General features: G+C 59.1%; 13 protein-coding genes and 5 pseudogenes. 13 read left to right on the forward strand and 5 right to left on the reverse strand.

The genetic code is table 11. From position 1 onward, the window contains the following. Positions 1-39: 39 nt before the first annotated feature. On the reverse strand, positions 40-579 hold the full coding sequence (locus M3436_14155; GenBank protein MDQ3565226.1) for a hypothetical protein: 540 nt from the start codon (positions 577-579) through the stop codon (positions 40-42). Positions 580-615: 36 nt separating this feature from the next. Further along, positions 616-1,097: pseudogene (locus M3436_14160) on the reverse strand (site-specific DNA-methyltransferase). Positions 1,098-1,313: 216 nt separating this feature from the next. On the opposite strand from M3436_14160, the gene M3436_14165 reads away from it, so the two are divergent. From M3436_14165 to M3436_14215, 11 genes and pseudogenes are all read left to right on the forward strand, one after another. Then, the gene (locus M3436_14165; GenBank protein ID MDQ3565227.1) at positions 1,314-1,667 is read left to right on the forward strand and encodes a hypothetical protein; all 354 of its coding nucleotides are present in this window, start codon (positions 1,314-1,316) and stop codon (positions 1,665-1,667) included. 406 nt (positions 1,668-2,073) lie between these two features. Continuing rightward, positions 2,074-2,277 (forward strand): hypothetical protein, encoded by a 204-nt coding sequence (locus tag M3436_14170; GenBank protein ID MDQ3565228.1) that lies wholly within the window; start codon positions 2,074-2,076, stop codon positions 2,275-2,277. Then, a complete protein-coding gene (locus M3436_14175) occupies positions 2,274-2,540 on the forward strand; it encodes a type II toxin-antitoxin system RelE/ParE family toxin (GenBank protein MDQ3565229.1) in 267 nt (88 codons plus the stop codon). Before M3436_14170 ends, M3436_14175 begins: the two co-directional genes overlap by 4 nt. A 31-nt stretch (positions 2,541-2,571) precedes the next feature. Beyond that, a complete protein-coding gene (gene parC, locus M3436_14180; protein MDQ3565230.1) occupies positions 2,572-4,833 on the forward strand; it encodes a DNA topoisomerase IV subunit A in 2,262 nt (753 codons plus the stop codon). Positions 4,834-5,020: 187 nt separating this feature from the next. Continuing rightward, positions 5,021-5,571: pseudogene (locus tag M3436_14185) on the forward strand (M48 family metalloprotease). Positions 5,572-6,137: 566 nt separating this feature from the next. Continuing rightward, a pseudogene (locus M3436_14190) lies at positions 6,138-7,098 on the forward strand (XamI family restriction endonuclease). Between the two features lie 5 nt (positions 7,099-7,103). Then, entirely contained in the window at positions 7,104-8,723 is a 1,620-nt protein-coding gene (locus M3436_14195) for an N-6 DNA methylase (protein MDQ3565231.1), read from the forward strand. A 50-nt stretch (positions 8,724-8,773) separates the two neighbouring features. Continuing rightward, the gene (locus M3436_14200) at positions 8,774-9,487 is read left to right on the forward strand and encodes a hypothetical protein (protein ID MDQ3565232.1); all 714 of its coding nucleotides are present in this window, start codon (positions 8,774-8,776) and stop codon (positions 9,485-9,487) included. 4 nt (positions 9,488-9,491) lie between these two features. Next, positions 9,492-9,887 carry a hypothetical protein gene (locus tag M3436_14205; GenBank protein ID MDQ3565233.1) on the forward strand — a complete coding sequence of 132 codons (396 nt, stop codon included), beginning with the start codon at positions 9,492-9,494 and terminating at the stop codon, positions 9,885-9,887. 332 nt (positions 9,888-10,219) lie between these two features. Next, the gene (locus tag M3436_14210; GenBank protein ID MDQ3565234.1) at positions 10,220-11,815 is read left to right on the forward strand and encodes a B12-binding domain-containing radical SAM protein; all 1,596 of its coding nucleotides are present in this window, start codon (positions 10,220-10,222) and stop codon (positions 11,813-11,815) included. 51 nt (positions 11,816-11,866) lie between these two features. Further along, positions 11,867-12,331, forward strand: a complete 465-nt coding sequence (locus tag M3436_14215; protein MDQ3565235.1) for a hypothetical protein — start codon at positions 11,867-11,869, stop codon at positions 12,329-12,331. Positions 12,332-12,424: 93 nt separating this feature from the next. Here the strand turns inward: M3436_14215 and M3436_14220 are convergent, their stop codons facing one another. The 3 genes from M3436_14220 to M3436_14230 are packed head-to-tail and all read right to left on the reverse strand — an operon-like array spanning position 12,425 to position 13,615. Further along, a complete protein-coding gene (locus tag M3436_14220; GenBank protein MDQ3565236.1) occupies positions 12,425-12,748 on the reverse strand; it encodes a DUF2283 domain-containing protein in 324 nt (107 codons plus the stop codon). A gap of 3 nt (positions 12,749-12,751) precedes the next feature. After that, positions 12,752-13,414, reverse strand: coding sequence for an orotate phosphoribosyltransferase (gene pyrE, locus M3436_14225; GenBank protein ID MDQ3565237.1), 663 nt, complete (start codon positions 13,412-13,414; stop codon positions 12,752-12,754). An 18-nt stretch (positions 13,415-13,432) separates the two neighbouring features. Continuing rightward, on the reverse strand, positions 13,433-13,615 hold the full coding sequence (locus tag M3436_14230) for an ATP-binding cassette domain-containing protein (protein ID MDQ3565238.1): 183 nt from the start codon (positions 13,613-13,615) through the stop codon (positions 13,433-13,435). Between the two features lie 164 nt (positions 13,616-13,779). On the opposite strand from M3436_14230, the pseudogene M3436_14235 reads away from it, so the two are divergent. Further along, positions 13,780-14,021: pseudogene (locus M3436_14235) on the forward strand (type II toxin-antitoxin system Phd/YefM family antitoxin). Continuing rightward, a pseudogene (locus tag M3436_14240) lies at positions 14,018-14,278 on the forward strand (Txe/YoeB family addiction module toxin). Before M3436_14235 ends, M3436_14240 begins: the two co-directional pseudogenes overlap by 4 nt. The last annotated feature ends 181 nt before the right edge of the window (positions 14,279-14,459 follow it).

Genomic DNA, 14,459 nt, shown 5'->3' on the forward strand with positions numbered 1-14,459 from the left:
CGCCACCCGTTACACTGTGTTTCCATAAAGCCGTCCTCGTCATTGTGCATAACATGCTGATCGAACACATATTATGCCACGAGATACGGCCTTTTTCTTGGCTATCGGTGAGAAATCCGGGCTAGCGAGTTTCGCTTTGTAATCACTCAAGTAGGCCTTGAGTTCGATGACCTTCGAGTCGTCCTTTCCGAAAAGAATTCGGTCTTGGGCCAACAACTCGTCCATCGTTTCCCTCGGAAATCGGTAGCCCATCAATGGTTCCACACACGGCTTCTTCGTCCGCAGATGTTTGACCGGATAGCGGTATCCCTCTTTGCCAGGATTATGGACGCCGCGAATGCCCGTGTAGATGCCTCGGTCGTCGATGAACTTGTAATCCTGAAATGGCCAGATAAAGGGCTTGTTTTCCTTCAGCCACTCGCTGAACGCCTTCTGCCGTTCCTCGGCATCGGTGAACTTTTTCAGAAACTCCGCCTGCAGCTCTTCGAGCTTCGTCTTTACAGCCAGACCCTCTGACTTCCAGACGGGTGCAAGGTTCTCTTTTCTCCTCGCGAAAACATGGATGCTTTCGTGTTCCACGGCGACATTCGTTGGGTTATTGTCGGTCGCATTTTTCCAAATGACGGTGCCGACCCAATTCTCCCCCCAAACACCTCATCCATCAACGCGCGCAGATGATGCACCTCGTTGTCGTCGACGGAGATGAAGATCGCGCCGTCGTCGGTGAGCAGCTCGCGCAGGAGCTTCAGCCGCGGGAGCATCATGCAGCACCACTTATCGTGGCGGGTGAGATCGTCGCGGTCCACCGTGCGGCCCAGCCAGTCGCGCATCATCGGCGAGTTGACCCGGTCGTTATAAATCCAACCTTCATTGCCGGTATTGTAGGGCGGGTCGATGTAGATGCACTTCACCTTGCCGTGATACGCCGGCAGCAGCGCCTTGAGCGCCTTCAGATTGTCGCCCTCGACGATCAGATTGTCGTGCAGGCTCGGCGCCTTGCTCAGCCCGCGCGAGTTCACCGCCTCCAGCTCGCTGAACGGCACCACGAGATGGTGGTTTTGCACGAGCGGCTTGCCTTTGAAGTGGAGCGTCGGCATGACGAATGGGCAGCTAGAGAGCGCGAAAAGCCAGCCGGCGCGACGGCAAAGTGGTGCTCATTTCGACTTTCTTCGCTTGTTCACCGATCGGCGAGGAGGGATTACAAACGGCCCTTTTTGACCCGCTAGGACTATATCGATGGACCGGCGGGTGGTCAATCACACGAAATAATTTCGTAGGCTGGGTCAGGCGCGAAGCGCCGTGACCCGGGAAACATGAGGCCGCAATCCCGGGTTTCGCGCATAACGCTCAGCCCAGGTTACGCGTTCTCGGTCACCGTGCGGCAAGGCGTTCAAATTCGCACGCACGTGGATTGCGAAACCCGGCTATCCGAGATGCCGGGGTGGAAGAATGGAAAAGCGTTTAAGCCCGTTTATCCGGTAGATCTCGAAATCGTCGAAGTCCACCGTAGGACACGGTGGATAGCGATTCGCGGCGCGCGGGTGAGCGCGTCGGTGCTCGGAGGGGCAAACCGGCCTGCCTCCTGCAGGCAGGGATGGGTAAGGACTTTGGCAATTACGGTGGGGTTGGGGATGGCGGCGATGATCGTTAAGGTGCCGCCGCAGTGAGGGCACTGTTCCATCCTTAGGAGTTAACAGCGATACGTCCATGTATCTGGCTTATCGATAGCGAAGACGCGTTTGAGCCTGGCCCAGCGCATGCGGCCCAGGTGGGAAGGAGGGCTCGGTATGGTTCGACGACTACGTCGAGGCCGTGGAATGGGCCCAGGACCATGCCCTGGCCAATCGCCGGATGAGCAAATCGTATTCGACGTGCGGCGTAGGCGCCTGCACCCTTGCTCGTCGCCGCGGACCTCAAACGGAGATAGGCGGACAGCGACCGCGTTTCCCGACCATGCGGGTCACCGGGCTAGGCAGCACTGCCGTCGCTCCCTTTGCAGCTACTCGACTTTACGAATAACGAATAAAATGGCGCTGTAGAAAAAAACTTGTTGCATAGAATCAGGTAAGTCATATGGCGGTTCACAAACATCAATTTGTCGTTGATGACAGCGGGAAAAAGACCGCTGTGATTCTGGATATTGAGGAATACCAGGAACTAATCGATGACGTGGAGGAATTAGAGGCTATTCGTGCGTATGATGCCGCGAAGGCTGCTGACGATGAAGCGATTCCTTTCGAGCAAGCTGTTTCCGAGATCGAACGCGATCGATCGTGACCTATACGGTCACCATTTTGCGGCGCGCACAGAAGGAGTTGTCTGCCTTGCCACAGGACGTCTACGTTCGTATCCGGGAATCCATTTGGAAGCTTGCCGACGAGCCACGGCCAAGCGGCTCAAGGAAGTTAGCAGGGCGATCTGGGTGGCGAATTCGAATGGGTGCTTATCGGGTTGTTTATGAAATCGACGATGCGAAGCATGTGATAACGGTTATGCACATTGGTCATCGCCGAGATGTTTACCGCGCCGCTCAGGGCTAAAATCCGCGGCGGATCTCATCTCAATACGCTTATGCCCGAGTCGCTAGAGTTCAACTTCGACAATGTCGAGCGCCGGCCGCTGCACGAGTTCAGCGAGCGCGCCTACCTCGACTATTCCATGTACGTCATTCTGGACCGGGCGCTGCCCCACATCGGGGACGGCTTGAAACCGGTCCAGCGGCGCATTATCTATGCGATGTCGGAGCTTGGACTGTCGGCCGGGGCCAAGCATAAGAAATCGGCGCGCACCGTGGGAGATGTGTTGGGAAAATTCCATCCTCACGGCGATATGGCCTGCTACGAGGCGATGGTATTGATGGCGCAACCCTTCGCGTACCGCTATCCGTTCATCGACGGGCAGGGCAATTGGGGATCGACGGACAACCCCAAGTCCTTCGCCGCCATGCGCTATACCGAGGCGCGCTTGACCCGCTATGCCGAGGTATTGTTGAAAGAACTAGGCCTCGGGACCGTCGAGTGGGCCCCGAATTTCGACGGGACCTTGGAGGAACCGCGCTTGCTGCCGGCCAGGCTGCCCAATGTGCTCTTGAACGGCACCACCGGGATCGCGGTCGGCATGGCCACCGACGTTCCTCCGCATAACCTCGTGGAGATCACGCAAGCCTGTATCGAGCTTCTCGATCGGCCGGAGGCAACGATCGCCGATCTGTGTCGGCACGTGCTGGGCCCCGATTTCCCCACCGCGGCCGAGATCGTGACCCCGCGCGAGCAGTTGCGGGCAATCTACGAGAGCGGCGCAGGGACGGTGCGCATGCGGGCCATCTACGAGCTGGAGGACGGCAACATCGTCATCACCGCCCTGCCGTACCAAAGCTCGGGAGAACGCATCCTCGAGCAAATCGCCGCGCAGATGAACGCCAAGAAGCTGCCCATGATCGAGGATCTGCGCGACGAGTCCGATCACGAGACGCCGGTGCGGCTGGTGCTGGTGCCGCGCTCGAACCGCGTGGATGCTGAGGCCGTGATGGCGCACCTCTTCGCCACCACCGATCTCGAACGCAGCTACCGCGTCAATATAAACGTTATCGGCTTGGACGGCCGCCCGCAGGTCAAGGACCTTAAAACCTTGCTAACGGAGTGGCTGGAGTTTCGGACAGCGACGGTGCGCCGGCGCTTGCAGCATCGCTTGAACCAAGTCAACGAGCGTTTGCACATCCTCGAAGGGCTGCTCATCGCCTATCTCAACCTCGATGAGGTCATCGCCATCATCCGCAACGAAGAGTCCCCGCGACCGGTGCTGATGAGCCGCTTCGGCCTCACCGAGATCCAGGCGGAGGCGATCCTGGACCTGAAACTCAGGCATTTGGCGAGACTCGAGGAGGAGAAAATCCGCGCCGAACAGAGGGAGCTTGCCGAGGAGCGCAAGGGCCTGGAACAGACCTTGGGATCGAATAGAAAACTCAAGGCGCTGATCCGCGCCGAGCTTCTGGACGACGCCAAGCGCTACGGTGATCCGCGCCGCGCGCCGATTGTCGAACGCGGCGAGGCGCGGGCGCTCGATGAAGCCGCGTTGGTCCCGAACGAGCCCATCACCATCGTGCTCTCGGAGAAGGGTTGGGTGCGGGCCGCCAAGGGGCATGAGATCGATCCCATGGAACTGAGCTACCGGGCGGGTGATCAGTTCAAGGCGGCGGCCTGCGGACGCAGCAATCAACTGGCGGTATTCATCGATTCGACCGGGCGGTGTTATTCCCTAGCGGGACATTCGCTGCCCTCCGCGCGCGGTTTGGGCGAGCCCTTGTCCGGGCGCTTAACCCCGCCCGAGGGAGCGACGTTTGAAGGCGTGCTATTCGAGCAAGGTGATGCCCGGTACTTGATGGCCTCGGATGCCGGCTACGGGTTTATCGCCAGGCTGGAAGATCTTCATACCAAGAACAAGGCCGGCAAGGCAGTGCTCACGCTCCCGCGCGGCGCACGCATAGTCTCGCCCGCGGCCGTCCATGACATCAGCAGCGACCGCGTTGCCGCGGCCACGAAAGCGGGACGTCTTTTGGTGTTCCCCTTGAAGGAGCTTCCCGAGCTTGCCAAGGGCAAGGGCCTGAAAATGGTCCATATCGCGAGCGCCAAGGTGGTGTCGAGAGAGGATTATGTTACCGCGGTCACAGTCGTTACCGCGGGTGCGTCCTTGGTCGTGCGCGCCGGTCAGCGCCACCTTACCCTCGGTCCGGCGGATCTCCCGGCGTACGCTTGTGAGCGCGGCCGAAACGGTAACCGGCTCCCGAGGGGCTTCCAGAATGTCTCGGCGCTGCTGGTGCAGCAAACCGAGCGATGAGTAAAAAAAGGGGCCGGGGCAAGCCCCGGCCAATGCAGGACGGATATGAGCGGGGAGGGGGAGGAGCCGTCCTGCGGGAATAACTATCGGCTTAGCGTCGGCATTACTTTATGCTAGCCGCGACGGGCGCGGGGCCCTTGCACCTTGAGCCCGTGACCCGCAACTACTTTCACGCAAAAGGAGGATCATCCGTGCTACGTACCGTGTTGTTCCTGATAACCAACCTCGCGGTGATGCTGTTGCTCGGCATCATCGTGAAGCCTTTGCCACCGGCGCCAATCGCAATCACGTGCTGGTTGCGGTCAGCACCGGCTTGCTGCAGCGGATGCGGCGCGAGGAGGTGGAGGCCGTGCTGGGGCACGAAATGTCGCACGTGGCCAATGGTGACATTGGTTACCGGTCTTGAACCAAGGCGTGGTCAACACCTTCGTGTTGTTCCTCTCGCGGGTCATTGGCCAGTTGGTGGATCGGGCCGTATTTCGCAATGAACGCGGGCATGGGCCGGGCTTCTGGATCACGACGATAATCGCCCAGATGGTGCTCGGCGTACTGGCGATGATCATCGTGATGTGGTTCAGCCGCTGGCGCGAGTTTCGCGCCGACTCGGGCGGGGCCAAGCTGGCCGGGCGGGAGAAGATGATTCGGGCCCTGGAACGCCTAGGCGCTTCGGTTCAGCAAGATCCCATGCCCGAACAGATCCAGGCCTTCGGGATCGCAGGCAAACCCCTCGGGCCTTGAACGGCTGTTTATAAGCCATCCGCCGATGGAAGAGCGCATCGCGGCGTTGTGTGCGCTTTATACTTGAAGCAAGCTCGATCGGAATTTTGTAAAACATCAACGCGCATAGCGCGTCACCTTGAATTAGCGCATGCCCGCACTATTCCGAGGAGCCCGCCTAGTGAGGCTCGCAGGGTACAAGAAGCCAAGGGGCGAGGTCGTTAAACATAAGCAAGCGATCGGGTCGGGCTGATGGGATTGCGCCCGTCAGCTCGACGCGATCGCTTGCTGAATCGCCGGAGCCGCAAGCACCGGATGAATGGGTGGCGCTTCTACCGGCTACTGGAGTTCTATCACGTGTCGGTGCCCCCGCATCACCGAGCTAAATCGACGACCGAATCCCGTGTTGGCATAATGAGGTCTTCGCTGACTGCGGAAGCGAGTATCACCGAGGAGCCCGGTCCGGTAGTCCCGCACACCGGGATCTGTACCGGGGCGGTCGGGTAACCGGCCGCTCTACGGCGGCGGCGCCCCAGGGCGGTGGCCGCGACAACCGAAAACGCAGTACCCGTGAGCGACGGGATCTCATGAAACCTCGACGCATCAATGCCGACAAGCCGCATCTCTGGAAGGCCGACATCGCGGCCTCTGTTGATCAGTTCAATCAGTGGTTTATGCGATTTGCGCCCGAGGCGTTCCGCTCCACGCGCGTAAAAACCACCGAGCACGTCAAGGTCGCCCTCCTCGCCACATGCGATCTGCGGAATCTCGATGCCGCGACGCTCCGAGCGAATCCCAGCGCGCTCCCAACGCTCCGCATGTGTACCCGCCCCGCCACTGGCGGTGGACCGGCTGGTCGGGCTTGCAGGCGCGAACAAGTCGCTCATCGGCAGCATGGAGGAAGGGAAGTTGGCCTCACGGATGAAGGCCGAACTGCTCGAAGAGAACTTGACCAAAGTCTGCCGCGTGCTGACCAAGCTTCTGGACCGCGACATCTTTTCGTGGCTGGACACGGCGAAAGACCCGACCGACCGCGAGCGCGACCGGGCGTCAACGATTGTCGCCGACCGGCTGTGCAGCGCCGTCGCAAACCCGATCGTCCGCAACGCTCAGGAGCAACGGCAACTCGCCATGATCGGCGACTATCTCGACAAACGCGGGTATCGGAAGCAGCCCCACCCCGCCGGGAAGCCGCTGACCGAGATGCAGCCGGCCACGTACAGCTTCCGCATGAATCTGGCCGTCGGAAAGACAGTCAAAGTCAACATCCCGGCCGATGTGGTGATCCAGCCCGAGAAGCTGCGGAAGGATCGGCTGCCCATCCTCATCGAGGCCAAGTCGGCGGGCGATTTCACCAATACCAACAAGCGGCGCAAGGAAGAGGCGACCAAGGTCCATCAACTCCAGGCGACGTACGGTGAGAGCGTACGGTACGTGCTGTTCCTCTGCGGCTACTTCGGTAGCGACTACTTGGGGTACAAGGCCGCGGAGGGCATTGACTGGGTCTGGGAGCATCGCATCGACGATCTTGCTAAACTGGGTTTGTGACCGGCATGAACGCGCACCAAGACAACCCGACCGAGACGCGCCGCCAAGCAATTCAAGCGGCCGTCGATGCAACCAGGTCGGCGGCCGAGCGGAACCGCCTTGGCCAGTTCGCCACGCCCAACGCGCTCGCCATCGACATCGCCCGGTACGTGGACTCGCTGATCGACGACCGTAGGCACGGTGTCCGCTTCGCCGATCCCTCGATCGGTTCCGGCAGCTTTTTCTCCGCGGCGCTCGCGGTGTTCGGCCCCAAGCGCATCAGAAGCGCCGTCGGTGTCGAACTCGATCCGGCCTTCTGCGAGGCCGCGCGGGACCTGTGGTCCGACACCGCGCTTGAGGTCGTACAGGGCGACTTTACTCAAGTCGTCTCCTATGCGTCTCGCCCGCCCGCGCCCAACCTCATCCTGGCCAACCCACCCTACGTCCGCCACCATCACATAAACGGCGAGGACAAGGAACGCCTGCAACGGCTCGCGTACGAGATGACCGGAGTCGAAGTCAATGGCCTTGCCGGTCTGTACGTCTACTTCCTCCTGCTCGCCACGGCGTGGATGGAGGACGGCGGCTACGCCGCGTGGCTCATCCCGTCGGAGTTCATGGACGTCAACTATGGCGCCGCCCTCAAGCGCTACCTCACGGATCGCGTGACGCTCATCCGCGCCCATCGGTTCGATCCCGATAATGTTCAGTTCGGCGATGCCCTGGTGTCGTCGGTCGTTCTCGTGTTTAGAAAGGCTCCGCCGCCGCGAGGCCACGAGGCCGAGCTCACGTTCGGCGGCACCATGAGCGAACCGCACACCAGCGACCGAATCCTCCTCGAACTCCTGCGCGAGTCCCGCAAGTGGACCGTGTATCCGAGCCACGCCAGGAACGACCGGCACACCGTCAGCGACGGCAACGGCCCGACACTCTCTGACTTCCTCCGCATCCAGCGCGGCATCGCCACGGGGAGCAACAAGTTCTTCGTGCTCGAGCGCGCCGATGCCAAGCGTCGCAAGCTTCCGGAGAAGTATCTCCGCCCGATCCTGCCCAGCCCGCGGCACCTCAAGACCACCGTCGTCGAAGGCGACGACGACGGCTACCCGCGCATCGACCGCCAACTGTGCGTCATCGACTGCGACCTCCCGGAGCATGTCGTCGAACAGCGGTACCCGGCCCTCTGGGAGTACCTGCAAACCGCCGCAGCGCTGGGCATCATGGACGGCTACCTCGTCGGCAAGCGCAGCCCGTGGTACAAGCAGGAGCAACGTCCCCGCTCCCCCTTCCTCTGCACATACATGGGCCGCGGCGCGGACGACAAGCAGCCGTTCCGCTTCATCCTCAACCGATCGAACGCCATCGGGACGAATCTCTATCTCATGCTCTACCCGCTGAACGGCCTCGCGGCCATGCTTCGCAAGCACCCCGGCCGCGCCGCCGACGTGCATGAACTTCTCGGCCGAGTCAGCGGCCACGAGCTGCGCGGCGAGGGTCGTGTGTACGGCGGAGGGCTGAACAAGATCGAGCCGAGCGAACTCGGGCGCATCTCCGCGGCGCCGTTCGTCGAGCGCTGGCCCGAACTCCGGTCCTCGGTCCAGCGACAGGGAGAACTCTTTGGTGAGCAGTCGGGCGGAGCGGGCGCCTAACGGCGATGCGTTAGACGGCACAGGTAACCATCGAGAAGGGGATTGCCCGAATGACCGAGAAGGTCGATACAGTGACGAACGAACACACGCTGGAGGTTCGGTACAAGCCGAACCCGAAGATTCTCGACCATCGCGGCCGCTGGGCGGAGGAGATCTCCGAGCATTTGGGTCTCCGGCACTGGCGAATCATTGAGAACCGGATCGATATCTTTTCGGACAATGAAGTGGAACACGCGTTCGTCGGCTTTCGGAACGCGGGGTTCATGGTGATTGATACTCCGACCAAGAACTTCTTCCCCAACAGAGCCACAAAACTCTTTCGCTTTCTCTTCAACTTGCCTGACTTCGGCAAACACCTCCACATCGAGCGGCTCGGCGTGCGCTCGAAGTTCTGCACCCCATTCAACGAATCCTTTGAGCGGCTTGTTGAGCTCTTCATCTCAAGGTACGTCGGCCTAACGCCTCAAGCGCGAGAGGCGGTCGGCGCTTCAGCGAAACTCATTGACGCAGGAGCGCCACTGAATTTTGTCGACAAGCTTGGCAATTTCAATACGCAAAGCGGGCCTATGGCTCGACAGCAACTCTCCGATTTCTTCAAAAAGAACGCCGGGTTCCCCGAGGCCGGTCTGTTTTATGACATCGACTACTTCATTCGACCAAACCGCGAGATCGCGGAGAGGGATGTTCTAACGAACATACAGAGCTTCGCTGACGAGGCTTGGGAGCGACACGAGCGCATCCGGCGCCTGATCTTGGGGAACTAGTCCGGTGGCAAAGCGATCGCGTAAACGCCTGCCGTCCGCAGAGGTCGCGTCGAGCGACCCAGAGATCAATCCTGATGCGACCCTTGGCCCTGGGGCTTCGCTGGACGGGACCCGTGAAGCTTGGAAGGACCGCGAATCCACGAATGCTCCCGTCGTGGGCGAGGAAGAGCCTTCACCCGTCTATGCACAAGGCTACCCCGAGCTCATCGACAGGCTGTTGCGCGACCAGATCCCGTTCCGATCTCGCTTCGTGTACCTTGTACTCGTACTCGGCTGGTTCGCGGTTGTCTCCTGGCTCTTTGTGCAAGACAACCAAGCTGGTCTCCTGAGAACGACTGAGGGAATCGTGTGGTTCGGTTCGGATGGAAGACCGCCGCCTTCTCCGGCCTTGCAGCACTAGCGGCTCTCATCGTTTCAAGATCAGGTCCCGTCCATCCGTCGTCCGTTCCAAGGCGCCGCTCCAACGTGCTCTTGCCGCTGCCACCCATCACGCACACCAGCCGCCCCACAGGAGATCCGCGCGGGCCGGTCTTTCAAATCGTGCGGTCTGGCGCCGATGAGCGTCATGGAGAAGGCGCGTTGAGCTTAACCGCCCGCTTGCGTTGCGCGGGGGCAGGGCTTGGAATGAAGGGGCGATAGGGATACGCTTATGGTTTCGATCACTTGATCGCTCGTGCGTGCGCGAGCCGCGGCCGGATAACGATACTAACATATGGCAAGGTGGAGGAGCACATGAACATCCTACTGGTCTACCCCGAGATGCCCTACGCCTTCTGGTCGATGAGCAATTTGCTCAGGATATCGGGAAAACGGGCTAGTTATCCCCCGATCGGATTGCTTACCGTCGCCGCCATGTTACCCAAGGAGTGGAATAAGCGCCTCATCGATCTCAATTTAAATAAGCTTGCCGACGAGGATCTCAAATGGGCGGATTATGTCTTCATCGGCGCCATGAATGTCCAAGCCACCGCCGCGCGAGCGCTGATCCGGCGCTGCAAGGCGGCGGGCGTCAAAGTGGTTGCGGGTGGCCCACTGTTTACGCACGAGTACGCCGCGTTTCCGGGCGTTGATCATTTCGTGCTCAACGAAGCCGAGGTGACGCTGCCGCGATTCCTTGCCGATTTGGCAGAGGGCTGTCTCAAGCCCATCTACACTTCGCCCGAGATGGCGGATGTCCACACGACCCCGGTCCCATTGTGGGAGCTGGTCGACCTGAGCCAATACGGGTTCGCGATCGTCCAATATTCGCGCGGTTGCCCCTATCAATGCGACTTTTGCGACGTTACGGCCCTCTTCGGCCGGCGGCCGCGTACCAAGACCTCGGTGCAGATCATCGCCGAGCTCGAGGCACTCGGGGATCTGGACCGCTTCGATCTGGTCGTCTTCGCCGACGACAATCTCATCGGCAACAAGAAACTCCTTAAAACCGATCTCCTGCCCGCCTTGATCGAGTGGCGCCGGCACAAGCAGCGCGCCGTCGGTTTTGCCACCCAGCTGACGGTGAATCTGGCCGATGATCCCGAGCTCATGCAACTGATGTTGGACGCCGGCTTCCGGCATATCTTCGTGGGTGTGGAGACACCTGACGAGGACAGCCTCATCGCCTGCAAGAAACGGCAAAACACGCGCCGCGACTTGCTCGAAAGCATCCGCCAACTGCACCGCTCGGGCTTCATCGTCACCGCCGGATTTATCGTCGGTTTCGACACCGACACACCGGCGATTTTCCAACGCCAGATCGATTTCATCCAAGACTGCGGGATCGTCATCGCCGGGGTCAGCGTGCTCAAGGCGCCTCCCGGCACCGAGTTATACGATCGCATGAAGCGTGAAGGACGGCTCATCTACGAGTTCGATTTTCACGAGAGCCAAACCAATATCGTGCCGAAGATGGATGCTCGAACCTTGAGCGCAGGTTACAAGCAAGTACTGACACACCTGTGCGCGCCCGAACATGTGTTCGAGCGCGCGACGGCGTTTTTGCGAGATTACCGAACACAGTACTTAGGCCAATTGCCGCTCACCGCGCCGTGGAACCTCAAGTTAGCGCGGCGGTACCTGGGCATCCTTTGGCGGATCATCTATTCCGTGGGGCTCAGAGGCCCACAGCGCGCGCACTTCTGGCGGTTGATCCGCTGGACCGCGGTGAATCGCCGCGATCTCATCGATCTCGCTTTCTTCTTCGGCGTATGGATGTATGAGTTTCAGGAGATGTACAAGAGCTACGACGCCTCGGGCCATTTCGATATTTACAAGGTGCCGATGGCGCTCGCGGAGCGGACTCAAACGGCGGCGATTTCCGGTGTCGCGAGTCTGTCGCCATCCTAGCGCTTTGAGATAAAACATTTGTTTAACCAAGAACTTCAGCGGGGTAGGAGCATGAAAACTATAATACCGGTATCACTCCTTGTGTGCGGCGCTTTGAGCGGTTGCAGCGACATCAACGCCAATTCCGCGATGGTCACCACCACCAAATTCGACGGCGCGTGGCAGGTCGGGGGCGGCACCAGGACCGCGCGTCCCGGCGCGCACGAAAGTTGCGGCTACGGGATTGGGGACGGAACCATCACCATCACGGGCGGCAGGGTAAGCGGTAACCTCACCGATAACTCCGGCTATGCGTATGCGCTTGAAGGCGTGATCCAGGACTCCGGGAAAATGGAAGGCGGATTCACCTACGAAGGCTACGATGCGGCGACCTTCGAGGGACTGTTGTCGGCGGCCAAGGGCGGAGGAAGTTGGAAAGATATCAACGGTTGTCCGGGAACCTGGCAGGCCACGAGAAAAGAGAGTGTGCCGGCTGACCCGGTCAACGGAAAAGCGGATACCGCGCCGTCGTCTTAAGGTACATATATGGGCTGGATAGACGCCGATCGCGCTTGATCACTCCACCTTAGAATTATCCGCATCAATCGTGTTGCTTAAGGTATCGCGGGTTTAACGGGCCGCAACGAGAGGTATTTCCTGATGCTCGCCTGACGCTTCGTTGACGATGAGAAGCTTGCCCTCATCTGTCTGGGTAAGCTGGACATTTGCATTCAAGAGTTCTATCCCATGCACGCTCCCATCCGCGGCCAAATCGATGTTGAGTTCCTCGCTGATGCGAATCGTCTCCACTTCGGCTGTCTTTTCCCTCAGCCGTATGTAAGCGATGTTATTTTTCGTGTCATAGGTCAACTGCATACAAACCTCCGCCATTGGCCTCGGTCGCGCCGCGTTCTTGCATCCGGTCTCGAGCATGCGGATGAAATCGTTAGTCACGATTCACTTTATAAGGGTTAGGGCGACAGCCTGTAACAGAACCCCGGTTTCCCGAGAGGATCGAGCAGCGGTGCGCTTTGGTTGCGTACCTTTAGAACCGGGGTTCTGTGTTAGGGCTGGAAAATCGCTCGTCTGGAAAAGCGGGCGTACGTGACCATACGACTGCTCAAGTCGCTGTTTTCCGCCTGCCTCGCGATCGACGATTGCGATGATGCCAACGATCTCATAACCGGCAGCAGAGAATTCCTCGCACGCTTTAATAGTTGACGATCCGCTCGTGATTACATCATCAACCACAACGATCGGTGTTCCTATTGGAAGCTGATTTTCGATCTTGTTCATCGTTCCGTGCTTTTTTGGCTCTTTTCGAACTATCGAACCGTGAACGGTACTAAGGCCTCTCTGGTAGGCCATCAACGCAACCGCGGCTGAGATGAAATCAGCGCCCATCGTCATTCCTCCAATTGCCGTAGGACGCTTCGGGAACGCTTCTATTTCTCGAAGAACTTCGGATGCAATGAGAGCCAATCCTTCACCTTCGAGAGTAATCGCCTTACAGTCAAAATAGAATCCGGACTTTTCCCCGGTGGCAAGGGTAAAGCCTTGGCTAGTTATCAAACATTTCTGCTCGATCAGTTGCCGGAGGCGCTCGCGTTCGTCTGTCATATTCGCTCTCTAGAAACGCTATTCGCACAGAAATAAATTGCGGCTACGTCGGGCCTTCTTATTATGCCGTTTTGGGCATGCCCGATCCACCGAAGTACAACGCATCGGGGTCAACACGTCAAGCAAGGTGGTTTTGCCTGCTCCGTTCGGACCAATGATGGCGACTATTCGCGAGTTCGGGAATCGAAGATGCACCGCCATCGAGCGATTTAGAAAGGCCCTCACGGCGTAGCATGTCAAATGAATAGAATAGATAAGCCATCTTTCAGCTACCTTCAGGTCTATCGTTTGGCCCGGCAGTTTTAGCTAACGTACGTCAAGCGTACTATATAGACGATTTAATTTAACCTCTTGAGGAATAGCCGATGACGACTCTTACTGCCAGCGAGGCGAGGTCGAATCTCTATCGCTTGATAGACGAAGCGGCTTCCACCCACACTCCCATCCTCATCACCGGCACGCGCTCGAATGCCGTCTTATAGCTGAGGAAGACTGGCGCGCCATCCAGGAGACTGTGTACCTATTGTCCATTCCTGGCATGAGAGAGTCCATTCGCGAGGGGTTTAATACGCCCATCGAGGAATGCGCCAAGGACTCTGGCTGGTGAAATGGCAGGTCTTTACCAGGCAGGCCCAAAGAGACGCCAAGAAATTGGCCGCTGCCGGGTTGCGGCCCAAGGTGGAGGAATTATTGGATATTCTTAGAAAAAATCCGTGTCAAAAAATGCATCTCCCTACGAAAAACTGGTTGGTGACCTGGCGGGCGCCTTTTCCCGCCGGATCATGTCCAGCACCGACTCGCCTATCAAGTGCTGGAGCAGGAACGTGTCGTTAAAGTGATCGGACGTGGACCCATTATGAATGAGGTCGGTTAGCCCCGGTTTACCGCCCAAACCTTATGTGGTGTCTGACCGCATATACCCCGCTGCTCCGCTCGCCCGAGGCGAAAGAGGCGTTCACGGCGCTCTTCGAAAAGCGGAAGCCGGGTTTCTCGAAGTCGGCTGAAAGAGTAGACCAATCGGAGGTGCTATGAGCCTTACCGGCAA

This window comes from Pseudomonadota bacterium (assembly GCA_030859565.1).
Classification (GTDB): Bacteria; Pseudomonadota; Gammaproteobacteria; order JACCXJ01; family JACCXJ01; genus USCg-Taylor.

What these genes read in the sequence shown, in the direction of transcription:
- M3436_14165 (MDQ3565227.1), top strand. Translation starts at nt 1,314, where the DNA reads ATGAGGCCGCAATCCCGGGTTTCGCGCATAACGCTCAGCCCAGGTTAC.
- M3436_14170 (MDQ3565228.1), top strand. Translation starts at nt 2,074, where the DNA reads ATGGCGGTTCACAAACATCAATTTGTCGTTGATGACAGCGGGAAAAAG.
- parC (MDQ3565230.1), top strand. Translation starts at nt 2,572, where the DNA reads ATGCCCGAGTCGCTAGAGTTCAACTTCGACAATGTCGAGCGCCGGCCG.
- M3436_14195 (MDQ3565231.1), top strand. Translation starts at nt 7,104, where the DNA reads ATGAACGCGCACCAAGACAACCCGACCGAGACGCGCCGCCAAGCAATT.
- M3436_14200 (MDQ3565232.1), top strand. Translation starts at nt 8,774, where the DNA reads ATGACCGAGAAGGTCGATACAGTGACGAACGAACACACGCTGGAGGTT.
- M3436_14210 (MDQ3565234.1), top strand. Translation starts at nt 10,220, where the DNA reads ATGAACATCCTACTGGTCTACCCCGAGATGCCCTACGCCTTCTGGTCG.
- M3436_14215 (MDQ3565235.1), top strand. Translation starts at nt 11,867, where the DNA reads ATGAAAACTATAATACCGGTATCACTCCTTGTGTGCGGCGCTTTGAGC.
- pyrE (MDQ3565237.1), bottom strand. Translation starts at nt 13,414, where the DNA reads ATGACAGACGAACGCGAGCGCCTCCGGCAACTGATCGAGCAGAAATGT.
- M3436_14230 (MDQ3565238.1), bottom strand. Translation starts at nt 13,615, where the DNA reads ATGGCGGTGCATCTTCGATTCCCGAACTCGCGAATAGTCGCCATCATT.